This is a genomic window from Bradyrhizobium sp. Leo78, from assembly GCF_059512425.1.
Genome location: NZ_JCAMOT010000016.1, coordinates 71314 through 86314 on the forward strand (window position 1 = coordinate 71314; position 15001 = coordinate 86314).

Annotated in this window: 14 protein-coding genes and 1 tRNA gene; 8 read left to right on the top strand and 7 right to left on the bottom strand. The window is 64.2% G+C overall.

Translation table 11 applies throughout. The features are described 5' to 3' along the window. Positions 1–9: 9 nt before the first annotated feature. On the top strand, positions 10–2286 hold the full coding sequence (locus tag AC5ZG1_RS20935) for a molybdopterin cofactor-binding domain-containing protein (RefSeq protein WP_496133951.1): 2277 nt from the start codon (positions 10–12) through the stop codon (positions 2284–2286). A 176-nt stretch (positions 2287–2462) separates the two neighbouring features. Here AC5ZG1_RS20935 and AC5ZG1_RS20940 read toward each other — a convergent pair. From AC5ZG1_RS20940 to AC5ZG1_RS20950, 3 genes are all read right to left on the bottom strand, one after another. Further along, positions 2463–2537: transfer RNA gene (locus AC5ZG1_RS20940), tRNA-Val, on the bottom strand. Positions 2538–2644: 107 nt separating this feature from the next. Continuing rightward, positions 2645–3931: a hypothetical protein gene (locus AC5ZG1_RS20945; RefSeq protein WP_496133952.1), complete on the bottom strand. Its 1287-nt coding sequence runs from the start codon at positions 3929–3931 to the stop codon at positions 2645–2647. Positions 3932–4048: 117 nt separating this feature from the next. After that, complete coding sequence (locus AC5ZG1_RS20950; protein ID WP_028165514.1) at positions 4049–4654, bottom strand: DUF1134 domain-containing protein; 606 nt, start codon at positions 4652–4654, stop codon at positions 4049–4051. 110 nt (positions 4655–4764) lie between these two features. Here AC5ZG1_RS20950 and AC5ZG1_RS20955 point away from each other — a divergent pair, with 110 nt between their 5' ends. Beyond that, positions 4765–5271 (top strand): YHS domain-containing (seleno)protein, encoded by a 507-nt coding sequence (locus AC5ZG1_RS20955; protein ID WP_028165515.1) that lies wholly within the window; start codon positions 4765–4767, stop codon positions 5269–5271. A gap of 10 nt (positions 5272–5281) precedes the next feature. On the opposite strand, the gene cysQ is transcribed toward AC5ZG1_RS20955, so the two are convergent. Next, positions 5282–6106, bottom strand: a complete 825-nt coding sequence (gene cysQ, locus AC5ZG1_RS20960) for a 3'(2'),5'-bisphosphate nucleotidase CysQ (RefSeq protein WP_496133953.1) — start codon at positions 6104–6106, stop codon at positions 5282–5284. Between the two features lie 140 nt (positions 6107–6246). On the opposite strand from cysQ, the gene chpT reads away from it, so the two are divergent. The 6 genes from chpT to AC5ZG1_RS20990 all read left to right on the top strand — a co-directional run bounded on the left by chpT (position 6247) and on the right by AC5ZG1_RS20990 (position 12986). Next, positions 6247–6891, top strand: coding sequence for a histidine phosphotransferase ChpT (gene chpT, locus AC5ZG1_RS20965; protein WP_496133954.1), 645 nt, complete (start codon positions 6247–6249; stop codon positions 6889–6891). Between the two features lie 292 nt (positions 6892–7183). Then, positions 7184–9922 (top strand): hybrid sensor histidine kinase/response regulator, encoded by a 2739-nt coding sequence (locus AC5ZG1_RS20970; RefSeq protein WP_456642774.1) that lies wholly within the window; start codon positions 7184–7186, stop codon positions 9920–9922. A gap of 28 nt (positions 9923–9950) precedes the next feature. Then, positions 9951–10421, top strand: a complete 471-nt coding sequence (locus tag AC5ZG1_RS20975; protein ID WP_130228842.1) for a chemotaxis protein CheW — start codon at positions 9951–9953, stop codon at positions 10419–10421. Between the two features lie 81 nt (positions 10422–10502). Further along, a complete protein-coding gene (locus AC5ZG1_RS20980; protein WP_028165519.1) occupies positions 10503–10868 on the top strand; it encodes a response regulator in 366 nt (121 codons plus the stop codon). An 85-nt stretch (positions 10869–10953) separates the two neighbouring features. Continuing rightward, complete coding sequence (locus tag AC5ZG1_RS20985; protein WP_130228843.1) at positions 10954–12117, top strand: protein-glutamate methylesterase/protein-glutamine glutaminase; 1164 nt, start codon at positions 10954–10956, stop codon at positions 12115–12117. Further along, the gene (locus AC5ZG1_RS20990; RefSeq protein ID WP_028165521.1) at positions 12114–12986 is read left to right on the top strand and encodes a CheR family methyltransferase; all 873 of its coding nucleotides are present in this window, start codon (positions 12114–12116) and stop codon (positions 12984–12986) included. The genes AC5ZG1_RS20985 and AC5ZG1_RS20990 overlap by 4 nt, the downstream gene beginning before the upstream one ends. Positions 12987–13099: 113 nt before the next feature. Here AC5ZG1_RS20990 and AC5ZG1_RS20995 read toward each other — a convergent pair whose 3' ends face one another. The 3 genes from AC5ZG1_RS20995 to AC5ZG1_RS21005 all read right to left on the bottom strand — a co-directional run bounded on the left by AC5ZG1_RS20995 (position 13100) and on the right by AC5ZG1_RS21005 (position 15000). Further along, entirely contained in the window at positions 13100–14257 is a 1158-nt protein-coding gene (locus AC5ZG1_RS20995; protein WP_496133955.1) for a glutathionylspermidine synthase family protein, read from the bottom strand. A 7-nt stretch (positions 14258–14264) separates the two neighbouring features. Continuing rightward, on the bottom strand, positions 14265–14492 hold the full coding sequence (locus tag AC5ZG1_RS21000; RefSeq protein WP_130228846.1) for a hypothetical protein: 228 nt from the start codon (positions 14490–14492) through the stop codon (positions 14265–14267). A gap of 115 nt (positions 14493–14607) precedes the next feature. Continuing rightward, positions 14608–15000, bottom strand: coding sequence for a hypothetical protein (locus AC5ZG1_RS21005; RefSeq protein ID WP_496133956.1), 393 nt, complete (start codon positions 14998–15000; stop codon positions 14608–14610). Between the last annotated feature and the right edge of the window lies 1 nt (position 15001).

Below are 15001 nucleotides of genomic sequence, written 5' to 3' on the forward strand. Positions count from 1 at the left end.
TATAAGACGATGGCTAAAGACTACATCGTTCAGACGACATCGCGCCCCGGCGCTGCCACGGCAATCGGCCAGCCCGTGGACCGTATCGACGGAGCGCTGAAGGTCACGGGGAGGGCACGCTATGCCTACGAGCACAGGCTCGATCGAGCGGCGGCCTTTGGCTACATCCTCGGTGCGAGCATCGCCAAGGGACGTATCCTCGAAATCGATACCGGCGACGCCGAGCGCGCACCCGGCGTCATCCTGGTGATGACGCACAGGAACGCACCGAGCCAAGCGGCCTTCGGTCCGGCTGTCACGCCAACTGTGCCGGAGGTGTTCACGCGGGCCCGGCCGGTGCTGGCGAGCGAGCGCATCCGCTATCATGATGAGCCGGTCGCGCTGGTCGTCGCCGAGACCTTCGAGGAGGCACGAGGGGCAGCGAGGCTGATCAGGCTGCGCTATGCGAGCGAACCGGGCGCGTTCGATGCCGCAGCGCCGAATGCCGAAATCTACCGGCCCGAACGTACCAATGCCGGCTTTCCCACGGACTCGATACTTGGCGACTTTGACCGCGCTTTCGCCGAGGCGCCGGTCAAGCTCGACGCCGTTTATGCGACGCCGTTCGAGAGCCATAATCCGATGGAGCCGCATGCGGCCATCGCCGAATGGGATGGGGACCGACTGACCGTCCATACTTCGGCGCAGACGCTGGCGAATATCCAGGCCGGCTTGGCCAATACGCTGCGCATCTCGCCGCAGAATGTCAGGGTCATCAGCCCCTTCATCGGCGGCGGCTTCGGTGCCAAGTTGATCGTTCATCCAGAGACGGTCTGCGCCGCACTGGCCGCGCGCGTTCTTGGCCGGCCGGTTAGGGTCGCTCTGACGCGACAGCAAATGTTCGCCAATGCCGGCCATCGCCCGGCAATGAAACAGCGGATCAGGCTCGGCGCGGACCGCGATGGCCGCCTGACCGCGATCGAGCATGAGGTCACCTCCTCGACATCCCGTTTCGAGGAGTTCACTGAGCAGAGCGCGGTGCCGACGCGGGCGCTCTACGCAGCGGCGAACCGCCGTACGATGCACCGCCTGGTGCGCCTCGACACTAATCGTGGTGAATGGATGCGGGCACCCGGCGAAGCATCCGGCCTGCTCGCGCTTGAATGCGCAATGGACGAACTTGCCGAACAGCTCGGCCTCGATCCGATCGAATTACGCATCCGCAACGAGCCGGAGCGCGATCCGGAGCGCAACGTGGCCTTCTCCAGCCGAAACCTGATCGCGTGCATGCGCGATGGGGCCGAGCGCTTCGGCTGGCGTGATCGCCCGGTGAAGCCAGGCAGCCGTCGGGAAGGCCGCAAGCTGATCGGCTATGGCATGGCAGCCGCGATCCGCGCCAATTATCTCGGTCCGGGCTCGGCTCGTGTCGCCATCGATGCGCGGGGGCAAGTCACGGTGCAGGCTGACATGACCGATATCGGTACCGGCACCTATACGATCCTGGCGCAGGTTGCGGCCGAGCGGCTGGGTGTGCCGCTCGCGGCCGTCAAGGTCGAGCTCGGCGACAGCCGTCTGCCACGCACCGCCGGTTCGGGCGGCTCGTGGGGCGCATCGAGTTCGAGCACGGCGGTTCACAATGCCTGTCTGATATTGCGGGAGCAGATCGCGTCCGCAGCCGCATCGCACGAGCGTTCGCCCTTGCATGGCGCGAACATTTCGGAAGCTCGTTTCGAGGGCGGCAAACTCCACCTCGGCTCACGCTCGGAAAGCCTCGGCAGTCTTCTGGAGCGGATCGCGCCGGACGGATTAATGGCCGAGGGTTCTGCGGCCCGCGGCGAAACCTATCGCACCTATTCCCAGCATGCGTTCGGCGCGCATTTTGCCGAGGTCGCGGTCGATATCGACACGGGCGAACCACGGCTGCGGCGCATGCTTGGCGTCTTCGCCGCCGGGCGCATCCTCAATCCGAAGACGGCGCGTTCGCAAATGATCGGCGGCATGATCTGGGGCGTTGGGGCGGCGCTGATGGAAGAGACCGTGCTCGATCCTCGCCATGGTCATTTCGTCAACCACGATCTCGCCGAGTACCACGTGCCCGTGCATGCCGATATTCCCAGCGTCGAAGCCGTCTTCCTTCCCGAGGAGGACGACAAGGGCAATCCGCTGGGCGCCAAGGGCATCGGCGAGCTCGGCAACTGCGGGGCAGGAGCTGCAGTCGCAAATGCGATCTATAACGCTACCGGTGTGCGCGTCCGCGACTTTCCGATCACGCTCGACAAGATCTTTCCCGAACTGCCCGTCGGCTGAACTCCGCTCGAACTATATATTCGTCGGAATAGGCATTGATTTTGCCGGCAAATCATACGGTATCGGAGCGATTCTGGGCAACCGCGCCATACCGACGTGCCCTATTGTACCCGAGCTCTCTTGAGGTACATCGTTAGGGAACTAGTCCGCTAAGTCGTTGAGTTTTAAAAGGTTAATGGTGGACGCACAAGGGATCGAACCTTGGACCTCTCCCGTGTGAAGGGAACGCTCTCCCGCTGAGCTATGCGTCCGGGATCTCGGCGCGGAAGCCGGAAACGGCCTTTCGGCCGGAGCCGCGATTTACGAAGGGCAGGGGCGGGGTGTCAAGCCAAAGCCGACCCCAAAGCGTGAAAGAGCTTTATGCCCCCTGCTGGCGGGCGCGGGAAGCGTGGGATTGCAGCGCGCGGATGCGTTCGGCGAGCGTTCCGCCGCCTTCGGGCAGACCGCTTGCGGCGGGCACACCATTGGCAGCTTTCGGTCCCGTCTTCGGTCCGCCCTTGGCCGGGACCGCCGGCTCCGCGGCCAGCATGGCCTCGATCGGCGAATTCGGCCCTTCGAGCTGGATCGCCAGCTTTGCTACTTCGGCGGCAATGTCGTTGATGCGCTCGCGCAGCAGCGCGTTCTCCATGCGCTCGGTCGCCCAGGAGTTCTCCGCCTGTTCCTGGATCGCGTTGATGTCGCGCTGCAGCTTTGACCGCTCGTCGCTGATGATGCGGAGCTGTTCTTCCAGAGCGGCCTTCTCGCTTTTTAGCTTTTCAAGGGCCGGCGATTTGCCGCCATTCATCGCCGCGCGCAGTTCCTTCACGGTGCGCTCGGCTGCCTCATTGGCCTGCCGGAGCTGGTTGTTCTCGAATTCCCGTTCGGCCAAGAGCTTGCCTTGGCTCGCAAGCCGCCCTTCCAGTTGGTTGACGCGGTTGCCGAGGATCTGGGCTTCATTAACCTGGACGCTCAATTGACGGTCGAGGTCGGTGACGCGCTGGTTCAGACTCTCGGCCCGGCTTCGCGCCTCCGCGAGCTCGCGGGTCGCGGCTTCGGATGCGCTGCGTTCCTCGGCCAGGCGGGCCTGGGTGGCGGCGAAGTCCCTTTCAGCGTCGCTGACCCGGTCCTTCAATTCCTCGATCTGGGTGCGGACGGAGATCAGCTCGATCTGGCGGCTATCCGCCGCCATCGAGCGGTCGTTCAGGTCGGCATTGATCTTGCCGAGCTCGCTCTGCTTGTTCGTCAGCGCCTGCTCGACGGCGCGCAACTGCTCGGCCTTGGCGGCGAACTCCTCTTCGGTGGCGCGGGCCTGATCCTTCATCGCCTTTTCGCGCGCCTCGAGGGCGAAGATCGCGGCGTTCTTCTCGGCGAGCTCGATCTTCATGCGGTTGATCGCGTCGGTCTTCTTGCCAAGTTCGGCGAGCTGGCTCGTGGTCTTGCTCTTGAGCTGCTCGACGTTCATTTCGAGCCGCCGCGCCGACATCGCGAATTCCGCACGCAACTGGTCCTTGTCCGCCTGGATCTCGGCCATCGACAGCGGGGTTGCGGCCTCGATACGCCGGGTCGTCAGCCGCACCGCCCGGTTATGCACCAGAGGCACGATCATCAGACCGCACAGCATCGAGACCAGAAAACCGATCGCCAGATACATGATCGGTTCGACCATGAATGGGTTACTCCCGCGATAATAATTCGTTAATCACAATGCCACGGGCGGCCGGCAAAACGCCAGCCAAATGCCCGTCCGTGGTGAGGGATTCACGTCAAGGCGTTAACGGCGGGGTCAGAACGGGTTCCAGGTCGCGCGCGGCGTATATTTCAAGTAGCCGACATTGGCACCAAGCCTGAGCCCGATGCCGGAACGGATCGGCACCAGCACGATGTTGTTGGCCGTCAGCGCGGTCATGCCGAAACCGCCGACGATGTAAGCCGAGCCGTCGATGCCGACGAAGCGCTGGTAGATCGCTTGCGTGGAGGGCAGGTTGTAGACCAGCGTCATGGTGCGGGCACCATCGCCGCCCCAGTCGAAGCCGACCGAGGGCCCCTGCCAATAGACCCGCAGATCGCCGGCATTCTTGGTGTAGAGCGTGCCTTCCCCATAGCGCAGGCCGGCGACGAAAGCGCCGGAGCCTTCTTCGCCGAGCACGTAGCCATTGGGCAGACCCCATTGGCTGACCGCGCGTTCGATGACGGAGGCAAGCCCGCGCGAGACGTTACCGAAGAATTTGTGGCCGGCGGTAACAAGTTCGTCTGGCCCATAGGTGCTCGGACCGGGCTCGCGCTGCGGCGGCGGGTATTGCGGCGGCGGGGCCTGCTGGGCGGCAACCGGCGCAATCCAGCACATCAGCGCAGCGAGCGCTGCCGCGGCAAGGCGTGATGCGAAACTCATAAAGAACCCCTGCGATCGAAATTCTGGTCGCCGCCTTAACCTGACGCCAACAAGGTCGGCTCTAGCTTGCGCCCAGTGTCCCCTCGATTCCAATGTTATCGATATCAACTATGACGGTACAACGGCAGGAAATATACCGCCGGCGCCCCGGAATAGCCTTTTTCATCTTCGCCGTCGGTCTTTTAGCTTTGATCGGCAATGATTCGGCAGTCCGGGCTGCCACGACCGAGCGGGTGGTGGTCAATCACTATTCCGGCCTCGCCATCGAGGGATTCGACCCAGTGGCATATTTTACCGATGCCGCTGCCCTTGAGGGTTTGCCGGACTTTGAGGCTGCGCAGGCAGGCGCGGTCTGGCGCTTCCGCAATGAAGGCAACCGCGCCTCCTTTGTCGCTCATCCGGAAATCTACGGTCCGCAATTCGGCGGCTATGACCCGGTCGATCTCGGCCGCGGCGTCACCTATGCCGGCAATCCACGATTTTGGGCGGTCGCCGGGCAGCGGCTCTATCTGTTCGGCCGGGAGGACAATCGGGACGCCTTTGTCGCCGATCCCCAACGTTTTTTGAAAGATGCCACCGCCCGCTGGCCGGAGTTGGAGCAGACGCTGGCGCAGTAGTTGCCCGCCTCTAAGGGGCGGCTGCGGGATCGCCCCAGGCAATGAATTCCGGCACGATAAAGTCGTCCCGCAGGCCGAAATGCAGTGCCGCTCCGTGCGAATCCGTGATCTTGCCGCCGGCGGCGGTGACCACGGCATGGCCGGCCGCGACGTCCCATTCGCAGGTCGGCGCAAGGCGGGGATAGATGTCCACCTTGCCTTCGGCCACCCGTCCGAACTTCACTGCGGAGCCGAGTTCGGCCCGCACCGCGCCGCTCCGCTGGGCGATGAAGGCCTCGGTGCGCGCATCGCCATGGGAGCGGCTGACCGCCACGGTCCAGGAGTTTCCGCGCGGCGGGTGAGGGCGGGTACGAATCGGTTCGACAACCGGTGGCGCGCCATCGCGAATGATCAACCGCTCCGCGCCATGGCCGACAATGCCGCGCCAGATCACGCCCAGGGCTGGCGCCCCGACGATGCCAAGCAGCGGCGTCCCTTCGGTCACCAGGGCGAGGTTGACCGTGAACTCGTTGCGGCCGGCGACGAATTCCTTGGTGCCGTCGAGCGGATCGACCAGGAAGAAGCTGTCTCTATAGGGCGGCCTCGCCAGACGCGTACGCTCCTCGGAGAGCGACGGCACGTTTGGCGCAAGCCGCGCCAAGCCCTCGGCAATGATGCGGTCGGCCGCGAGATCGGCCTCGGTCACCGGCGAGCCGTCGCTCTTGCCCTCAACCTTCATGGCGCTGCGATTGACCGCGAGGATGGCCTCGCCAGCCCGCATCACCAGTTCCGTCAGTGGTTCGATCAGCGCGGCCGCGGCATTGCCGTCGATCCGGGGCGGGCATGCCTCATTCATAAGCGGTTCTCATCGGCCACTACCGTTCCCATCTCACTTCCGCCGCAAGCTGGCAGCATGCGCTTCCCCAGTGTATCAAATCCAAAAGCATGCGTGATTCGCTCTCGTCCGCGTGTATCGCGGCATTCCAGGAACACTTCATGTCTGGCACTTCGTCTCTCGGTCCCGCTCCCGATGCCCTCGAACTGGCGGCGCTGTTGTGCTCGCGCGTCTGCCACGATCTCATCAGTCCTGTCGGCGCGATCGTCAATGGCCTTGAGGTCATCGACGACAATCCGAAACCCGAGGACCGCGATTTTGCACTCGACCTGATCCGCAAGAGCGCCAAGACCGCATCTGCCCGCCTGCAGTTCTGCCGGCTTGCCTTCGGTGCCGCCGGGTCGGCCGGCGCGCAGATCGATCTCGGCGACGCGCAGGCCATGGCGAAGGGGCATATCGAGGACGGCAAGGTGACGCTGACCTGGAATCTGCCGCGGCTGCTCATGCCCAAGAATCGCGTCAAGCTGCTTCTGAATATGCTCGTGATCGCGCAGCAGACGATTCCGCGCGGCGGCACGCTGACGATCGATTCGGTCGGCGAGGGCGAGACGATGAGCTTTCGCATCACCTCGGCCGGGCTGAACGCCCGCGTGCCGCAGAACATCGTCGATATTCTCGGCAGCACGTCGGCCGCGGTCGATGCCCACGCGGTGCAGCCCTATTACACGCGGCTGTTGGCGCAGGCCTGCGGATTGACCGTCAAGCTCGCCCTCGAGGGCGAGACTGTGGTGGTCAGCGCGTCCTGACGAATGGCTGCATGATCTCACGGCGCGCAGGCCGCCCAAGAGATCATGCGCTAACAACGACGTAGAGCGCGATCGGAGGCGCGAAGCGAATGCGCCGCGCGCCGCGACAGCGGCCATAGCGTTAACCAATCGTTTGCAACTTGCCGTTGATTTCGATCTTTTCTTCTTATCTCTTTGTTGATCCCGTTCTTTTCCACATACTCAACCAAACTTAAACGCTTTGCATGGAAGCTGGTCCAAGTTCCGTAAGGCGCGTCGATGTCGCGTGCCGCTGCGTACGAAGGCCAGGTTCATGGACGATTTGATGCGAGAGTTTCTGACCGAGACCAGCGAAAGCCTGGACACGGTCGACAATCAGTTGGTGAAGTTCGAGCAAGAACCGAACAACGCGAAGATTCTCGATAATATTTTTCGCCTGGTGCACACCATCAAGGGTACCTGCGGCTTCCTGGGGCTGCCGCGACTGGAAGCGCTGGCGCATGCCGGCGAGACCTTGATGGGCAAATTCCGCGACGGCATGCCGGTCACGGCGGAAGCGGTGACGCTGATCCTGTCGAGCATCGACCGCATCAAGGAGATCCTCGCAGGACTGGAGGCAACCGAGGCCGAGCCGGAAGGATCGGACGAAGACCTCATCGTCAAGCTGCACGAGATGGCCGAGCGCAGTTTCGAATCGATGGCGGCCGAGGCCAGTACCGAACCTGCCGCAGAGCCGGAGGCCCCTGTCATGGCCGCGCCGCCGCTGCAGCCCGCGGCGACCGAGGGCACGCTGGTGGTACAGACGCTCGAGCGCCCGCTACGTCCCGGTGAAGTCTCACTCGACGAGCTTGAGCGCGCGTTCCGCGAAACCGCCACCGAAGTGGCGCCGCCCCCGCCTGCTGCCGCGCCCGCAGCCAAGCCTGCCGCACATGAGCCGGCCGCAGAGGTTGCCAAGGAGAAGAAGGCACCGAGGAAGACGGCGGCCGCCGAAGACATGCACGAGTCCGACAAGGTCGCAAACCAGTCGATCCGCGTCAACGTGGATACGCTGGAGCACCTGATGACCATGGTCTCCGAGCTGGTGCTGACCCGCAACCAGCTCCTGGAGATATCACGCCGCAACGAGGACACCGAGTTCAAGGTGCCGTTGCAGCGTCTCTCGAACGTCACCGCCGAGCTGCAGGAGGGCGTCATGAAGACGCGCATGCAGCCGATCGGCAACGCCTGGCAGAAGCTGCCGCGCATCGTGCGCGACCTCTCGGGCGAACTCGGCAAGCAGATCGAACTGGAGATGCACGGCGCCGACACCGAGCTCGACCGCCAGGTGCTCGATCTGATCAAGGATCCCCTCACGCACATGGTGCGCAACTCCGCGGACCATGGTCTGGAGACCACGGCCGAGCGCGCGGCGGCCGGCAAGCCGGAGCAGGGCACCATCCGTCTCTCCGCCTATCACGAGGGCGGCCACATCATCATCTGCATCGCCGACAACGGCCGCGGTCTCAACACCGAACGGATCAAGGCGAAAGCTCTGGCCAACGGCCTCGTCACCGAGGCTGAGCTGGAGAAGATGACGGAAGCGCAGATCCACAAGTTCATCTTCGCGCCGGGCTTCTCGACGGCTGCGCAAGTCACTTCTGTTTCCGGCCGCGGCGTCGGCATGGACGTGGTGCGCACCAATATCGACCAGATCGGCGGCACCATCGACATCAAGTCGGTCGCAGGCGAGGGCTGCTCCGTCACCATCAAGATCCCGCTGACGCTCGCCATCGTGTCCGCGCTGATCGTCGAAGCAGGCGGCGACCGTTTTGCGATCCCCCAGCTCTCCGTCGTTGAACTGGTTCGCGCGCGGGCCAATTCCGAGCATCGCATCGAGCGCATCAAGGACACCGCCGTGCTGCGCCTGCGCAACAAGCTCTTGCCGCTGATGCACCTGAAGAAGCTGCTCAGGATCGATGACGGTTCGTCGAGCGATCCCGAGAACGGTTTCATCGTGGTGACGCAGGTCGGCAGCCAGACTTTCGGTATCGTGGTCGACGGCGTGTTTCACACCGAGGAAATCGTGGTCAAGCCGATGTCGACCAAGCTGCGTCACATCGACATGTTCTCCGGCAACACCATCCTCGGCGATGGCGCTGTCATCATGATCATCGACCCCAACGGCATCGCCAAGGCGCTCGGTGCTGCCGGCTCGGCCGCCCATGAGATGGCGGACGACAGCGCTGCGGCCCATGTCAGCGGCGAGCAGCTCACCTCGCTCCTAGTGTTCCGTGCCGGCACCAGCCAGCCCAAGGCGGTGCCGCTTGGCCTCGTCACGCGCCTGGAGGAGATCGCCACCGACAAGATCGAGCTCTCCAACGGCCGCTACATGGTGCAGTACCGCGATCAGTTGATGCCGCTGGTGCAGATGGCTGATGTCAATGTGCAGACCTCCGGCTCGCAGCCGATCCTGGTGTTCGCCGACGACGGCCGCTCGATGGGGCTCGTGGTCGACGAGATCATCGACATCGTTGAGGAGCGGCTGCACATCGAGGTCGCGGGCTCGCAGGATGGCATTCTCGGCTCGGCCGTGATCAAGGGCCAGGCGACCGAAGTGATTGACGTCGGTCACTTCCTGCCGATGGCCTTCTCCGACTGGTTCAGCCGCAAGGAGATGCGGCCGTCCTCCAACGCGCAATCGGTGCTTCTGGTCGACGACAGCGCGTTCTTCCGCAACATGCTGGCCCCGGTCCTGAAGGCCGCCGGCTACAAGGTGCGTACCGCGCCGAACGCTCAGGAAGGGCTGGCCGCACTGCGTTCGGGACAGGCGTTCGACGTGGTGCTGACCGACATCGAGATGCCCGAGATGAACGGCTTCGAGTTCGCCGAGAGCATCCGTTCCGATCAGCATTTGAGCGGCGTTCCGATCATCGCGCTGTCGGCGATGGTCTCGCCGGCCGCGATCGAGCGCGGGCGGCAAGCGGGCTTCCATGATTACGTCGCCAAATTCGACCGTCCCGGCCTGATCGCGGCGTTGAAGGAACAGACCGCCGAGATCAGGAAAGCGGCATAGGTTGAGTCGGGCACAAGGAATTGAAACGATGACCAGCAAGACCGACACCAGCGAAGGCACCATGGCCGAATACGTCACCGCCGTGATCGGCGGACAATTGTTCGGCCTGCCGATCTCACGCGTGCAGGACGTGTTCATGCCGGAGCGGCTGACGCGTGTGCCGCTGTCTTCCAGCGAGATCGCCGGCGTGCTCAACCTGCGCGGCCGCATCGTCACGGTGGTCGATATGCGCGCGCGGCTCGGCCTGCCGAAGAACGATGACGGCAAGCCGCCGATGGCGGTCGGCGTCGATCTTCGCGGCGAATCCTATGGCCTCTTGATCGACCAGATCGGCGAGGTGCTGCGGCTGCCCGATGACAGCCGCGAGGAGAATCCGGTCAACCTCGACCCGCGGATGGCCAAGCTCGCCGGCGGCGTCCATCGCCTCGACGGCCAGCTCATGGTCGTCCTCGATGTCGACCGCGTGCTCGAACTGATGCCGGATGCGAAGGCGGCCTAGTCTCCGCGCGATAGGCGGGCATGCCTATCGAAGAACTGAAACGGAAGCGTCCCTCGCGGGATGAGGAAGTAGAGGCCCAACATGAGAACCTGTCTTGTCGTCGATGACTCCAGCGTCATTCGCAAGGTCGCGCGTCGCATCCTGGAAGGCCTCGATTTTCAGATTGTCGAGGCCGAGGACGGCGAGAAGGCGCTGGAAGCCTGCAAGCGCGCCATGCCCGCCGCCGTGTTGCTCGATTGGAACATGCCGGTGATGGATGGCTACGAATTCCTCGGCAATCTGCGCCGGATGCCCGGCGGCGATCAGCCCAAGGTGGTGTTCTGCACCACCGAGAACGACGTCGCGCATATCGCCCGCGCGCTGCATGCCGGCGCCAACGAATACATCATGAAGCCGTTCGACCGGGACATCGTTACCGCGAAGTTCCAGGAGGTCGGCCTGATCTGAGTGTCGTGTTCGATCCGGCGGCTGAAAGCCATCGGCATGGGAGCATGATCCGGAGAAGGCCTGCCGTTGAGCCGTTGGTGAATTGATGAGTGTTGCGTTGACAAATGCCCCGTCCCGGACTTCGACGCGGGAGGAGCCGTTGCGGGTGATGGTGGTCGACGACTCCGTCGTCATCCGCGGCATGATCTCGCGCTGGATCGGCGCGGAATCCGACATGGAGGTGACGGCCTCATTCCGCACCGGTCTCGACGCCGTCAACCAGCTCGAGCGCGTCAATCCCGATGTCGCCGTGCTCGACATCGAAATGCCGGAGCTCGACGGCATCTCGGCGCTGCCGAAGCTGCTGGCCAAGAAGCGTGATCTCGTCATCATCATGGCCTCGACGCTGACCCGTCGCAACGCGGAGATCAGCCTGAAGGCGCTGTCGCTCGGCGCGGCCGACTACATCCCCAAGCCGGAAAGTACGCGCGAGGCCGGCGCCGCAGAAACCTTCCGGCACGACCTGATCCAGAAGATCCGCCATCTCGGTGCCAAGGTGCGCCGGCGCGCGACACCCGTCGCCGCAAGCCCGGCATTGGCGCCGGTGCAGGACAAGGCGCGCGAAGCCGCGACCCGCCCGGCGACTTCGCAGCAGGCATTGGTGCGCCGCCCCTTCGGCATGCTGGCGCCGAAGGTGCTGTTGATCGGCTCGTCGACCGGTGGTCCGCAGGCGCTGATGGCGCTGGTCGCCGAGATCGGACCGGTGATCGACCGCTTTCCGGTGCTGATCACCCAGCACATGCCGCCGACCTTCACGACGATCCTGGCCGAGCATCTCGCGCGTGCCAGCCGCCGGCCGGCGCATGAGGCTGTTGACGGCGAGATCGTCAAGGCCGGCCAGATCTATCTGGCGCCGGGCGGCCGCCATATGCGCGTTGCGCGCCGCGGCGCCGAGATCGCGATCGCACTCGATGACGGACCGCCGGTGAATTTCTGCAAGCCTGCGGTTGATCCCATGTTCATGTCCGCGATCGATGTCTGGCAGGGCGGCATCATGTCGGTGATCCTGACCGGCATGGGGTCGGACGGCATGCGCGGCGGCAAGGATATCGTCGCCGCCGGCGGCAGCGTGATTGCGCAGGACGAGGCGACCAGTGTCGTGTGGGGCATGCCGGGCGCGGCGGCGAATGCGGGGATATGCGCGGCCGTGCTGCCGCTCAAGGAGATCGGACCGAAGCTTAACCGGTTGTTTGCGGGAGATCGTTCGTGACGCCGTTGGATTATGATTATCTGCGCAAGCTCCTGAAGGAGCGGTCCGGCCTCGACCTGTCGTCCGACAAGCAATATCTGGTCGAGAGCCGCCTGGTGCCGCTTGCGCGCAAATCGGGATTATCAGGCATTCCGGAGCTGGTCCAGAAGATGAAGGGCGCTGGCGCCGAGGCGCTGACATCGGAAGTGGTCGAGGCTATGACCACCAACGAGACGTTCTTTTTCCGCGACAAGATTCCGTTCGACCATTTGAAGCAGGCGGTGCTGCCGGCGCTGATCCAGGCGCGGGCCGCGCGGCGTTCGCTGCGCATCTGGTGCGCGGCATCGTCCACCGGGCAGGAGCCTTACTCGATCGCGATGTGTCTGAAGGAAATGGGCGCGGCGCTCGCGGGCTGGCGGCTCGAGATCGTCGCGACCGACCTGTCGCAGGCAGTCCTGGAAAAATCCAAGGCCGGCATCTTCAGCCAGTTCGAGGTGCAGCGCGGCCTGCCGATCCAGTTCCTGGTGAAATACTTCACCCAGATCGGCGAGTTCTGGCAGCTCAATGCCGATATCCGCGCCATGGTGCAGCATCGCCAGCTCAACCTGCTGCAGGACTTCTCCCATCTCGGCACGTTCGATGTGATCTTCTGCCGAAACGTGCTGATCTATTTCGATCAGGAGACGAAGACGGATATCTTCGCGCGGCTTGCAAAAATGCTCGAGCCCGACGGCGTGCTGGCGCTGGGGGCGGCCGAGTCCGTGGTTGGTATCAGCAGCGTCTTCAAGCCCTATCCGGACCGCCGCGGTCTCTATTGCCTGGGCACCGCGCCGGTCGCGCGCACCGGCGCGCCGATCGGGCTCAAGGCTGTCGCTTCCGCGGCGCGATAGAGTTAAGCGGCGACACCCAACCCTACAACTCCGTCGCCCGTGACCGTCATTGCGAGCCAACGGGGCGCGCGTTCGCGCGACCCGTTGGCTCGCAATGACGCAGGGACCGCCCCTCAAAGGATCGCGTGGGGCAAAAAGCGCGACGTGTTCCCCGTGATCGGATTCTCGTCCTCGCGGATCGATAGCCCGCATGGGGTGTGATCGATCAGCCAGCTCCCGATCACCGGATATTGGCCTGCGAAATTCGGCAGCGGCGCCAGCGCCTGGCGGATGAAGCCTTCGGCGCCGTAGGGCCCCTCCTGCTCGATCAGCGTGGTGCCGGCGCTGACAAGCGCGACATTGGCGCCCTCGCGCGAATAGATCGGCTTGCGGACGAACGAGCTGCCGAGCGTTTGCGCGTTCGGATCATCCTCGAAATAGGCCGGCAGCAGATTGGGATGGTTCGGAAACATCTCCCACAGCAGCGGCAGGATGCCTTTGTTGGACAGGATTGCCTTCCACGGCGGCTCGATCCAGCGCGTCGGCGCGCTCGCGAGCCTGGTGCCGAAGGTGTCGTGAAACATCCATTCCCAAGGATAGAGCTTGAATGCGAGCTCGATTGCGCGGTTATCGAGGTCGACAAAGCGGCCGTCCTCGGTAAGGCCGATGCCCTCGATATCGAGCAGCGTGGTCGCAAGGCCGGCCTGCGAGGCGGTGTCCTCCAGATAGGCCAGCGTTGCGGCGTCCTCGGCATTGCCGGTCATGCCGGCAAGATGCAGGTGCTCGCCGGATGCCAATTTCTTCCAGGCGTCGATCAACCGCTCGTGGATCGAATTGTACTGGTCGGATCGCTTCGGGATGATGTTGCGCTCGATCGCCTGCTCGAGCCAGTTCCATTGGAACACCGCCGCCTCGAAGATCGAGGTCGGCGTGTCGGCATTGTACTCCAGCAGCTTGGCCGGTCCGCGCCCGTCGAAGCTGAGATCGAGCCGGCCATAGAGGCTTCCGTCGTCGCGGCGCCAGCTTTCCGCAATCAGCGGCCAGAACGCTTCCGGGATCTTCAATCGGCGTAGATATTTTTCATCTTCGGTGGCGCGGCCGACGAGTTCGAGGCACATCGCGTCGATCTCGCCGGTCCGCTCCTCGATCCCGCGCTCGATCTCGTCCAGCGTGAAGGCGTAATAGGCGCGTTCGTCCCAATAGCGTTCGCCGCCTATGGTGTGGAAACTGAAGCCGGCGCGCTCGGCGGTCGCCGGCCAGTCGTCACGTTCCGAACAAGGAATGCGCCGCATGCGGATATCAGCTTCCGCCATACGAAGGGTCGAATTCAACGTCACCACGGGCGTTGAAGCGGCGGGGCGTCCCGCCGAAGCCGCCATAGACCGCGCGGCAACTGGGTTTGCCGCCGGGGCCGGGTGCGGCCGTGTTGCCGGGGCCGCAATCAGTGCGCGGTACCAGCCCCATCGAGGCGGCGCCGACCGCAACGCTTCCCATCAGTTTCAGGACGACCCGGCGCGAGCGTTTCATGACGGCAGTCCCGTTCTTCCGCCATTTGCGGTGTGGCACCAGTCTCCAACAGCGGCCGATGCCAAGGCAAGCAAAAGCAGTCATTTCACGGTGATGTGCGAAGGGTACGCTTCTCTCAACCACCGGAAAAGCCGAAGGCGTGCGCGAACGAACCGAAGCCGCCGCGGCTGACATGGTTCGATCCGGAGTCGGATGTGCCTGAGGCGGAGTGGCTCGAGGAGGAGCCGCTGCTGGAGTAGCGCGAGCCGCCGCTGGAGCCGTGGCTGGAGGAGGACAATCCGCGCTGCCGGCATTCGGTGTCGGCCTGCGAAAACGACGGCGCCGCGCCGTTCGGCGGACGCTCGCAGTTCTCGCTCGGCATCAGCGAATAGGCGGTGCCGCCGACCGCGAGCGTGCCCATCAGCATCAGGACGATCTCGGCCGAACGTTTGGCTGGCGGACGGGGCGGTGGCGACACCGGGGCCGGCGTCCGCGTGCCGAACTCCTTGGGTGGTGGAAGGCTTGTCATG

Excerpts from the sequence above, each read along its gene's own strand:
- AC5ZG1_RS20935 (WP_496133951.1), top strand. The coding sequence starts at position 10 with ATGGCTAAAGACTACATCGTTCAGACGACATCGCGCCCCGGCGCTGCC.
- AC5ZG1_RS20945 (WP_496133952.1), bottom strand. The coding sequence starts at position 3,931 with ATGGTCGAACCGATCATGTATCTGGCGATCGGTTTTCTGGTCTCGATG.
- AC5ZG1_RS20950 (WP_028165514.1), bottom strand. The coding sequence starts at position 4,654 with ATGAGTTTCGCATCACGCCTTGCCGCGGCAGCGCTCGCTGCGCTGATG.
- AC5ZG1_RS20955 (WP_028165515.1), top strand. The coding sequence starts at position 4,765 with ATGACGGTACAACGGCAGGAAATATACCGCCGGCGCCCCGGAATAGCC.
- cysQ (WP_496133953.1), bottom strand. The coding sequence starts at position 6,106 with ATGAATGAGGCATGCCCGCCCCGGATCGACGGCAATGCCGCGGCCGCG.
- chpT (WP_496133954.1), top strand. The coding sequence starts at position 6,247 with ATGTCTGGCACTTCGTCTCTCGGTCCCGCTCCCGATGCCCTCGAACTG.
- AC5ZG1_RS20970 (WP_456642774.1), top strand. The coding sequence starts at position 7,184 with ATGGACGATTTGATGCGAGAGTTTCTGACCGAGACCAGCGAAAGCCTG.
- AC5ZG1_RS20975 (WP_130228842.1), top strand. The coding sequence starts at position 9,951 with ATGACCAGCAAGACCGACACCAGCGAAGGCACCATGGCCGAATACGTC.
- AC5ZG1_RS20980 (WP_028165519.1), top strand. The coding sequence starts at position 10,503 with ATGAGAACCTGTCTTGTCGTCGATGACTCCAGCGTCATTCGCAAGGTC.
- AC5ZG1_RS20985 (WP_130228843.1), top strand. The coding sequence starts at position 10,954 with ATGAGTGTTGCGTTGACAAATGCCCCGTCCCGGACTTCGACGCGGGAG.
- AC5ZG1_RS20995 (WP_496133955.1), bottom strand. The coding sequence starts at position 14,257 with ATGCGGCGCATTCCTTGTTCGGAACGTGACGACTGGCCGGCGACCGCC.
- AC5ZG1_RS21000 (WP_130228846.1), bottom strand. The coding sequence starts at position 14,492 with ATGAAACGCTCGCGCCGGGTCGTCCTGAAACTGATGGGAAGCGTTGCG.
- AC5ZG1_RS21005 (WP_496133956.1), bottom strand. The coding sequence starts at position 15,000 with ATGACAAGCCTTCCACCACCCAAGGAGTTCGGCACGCGGACGCCGGCC.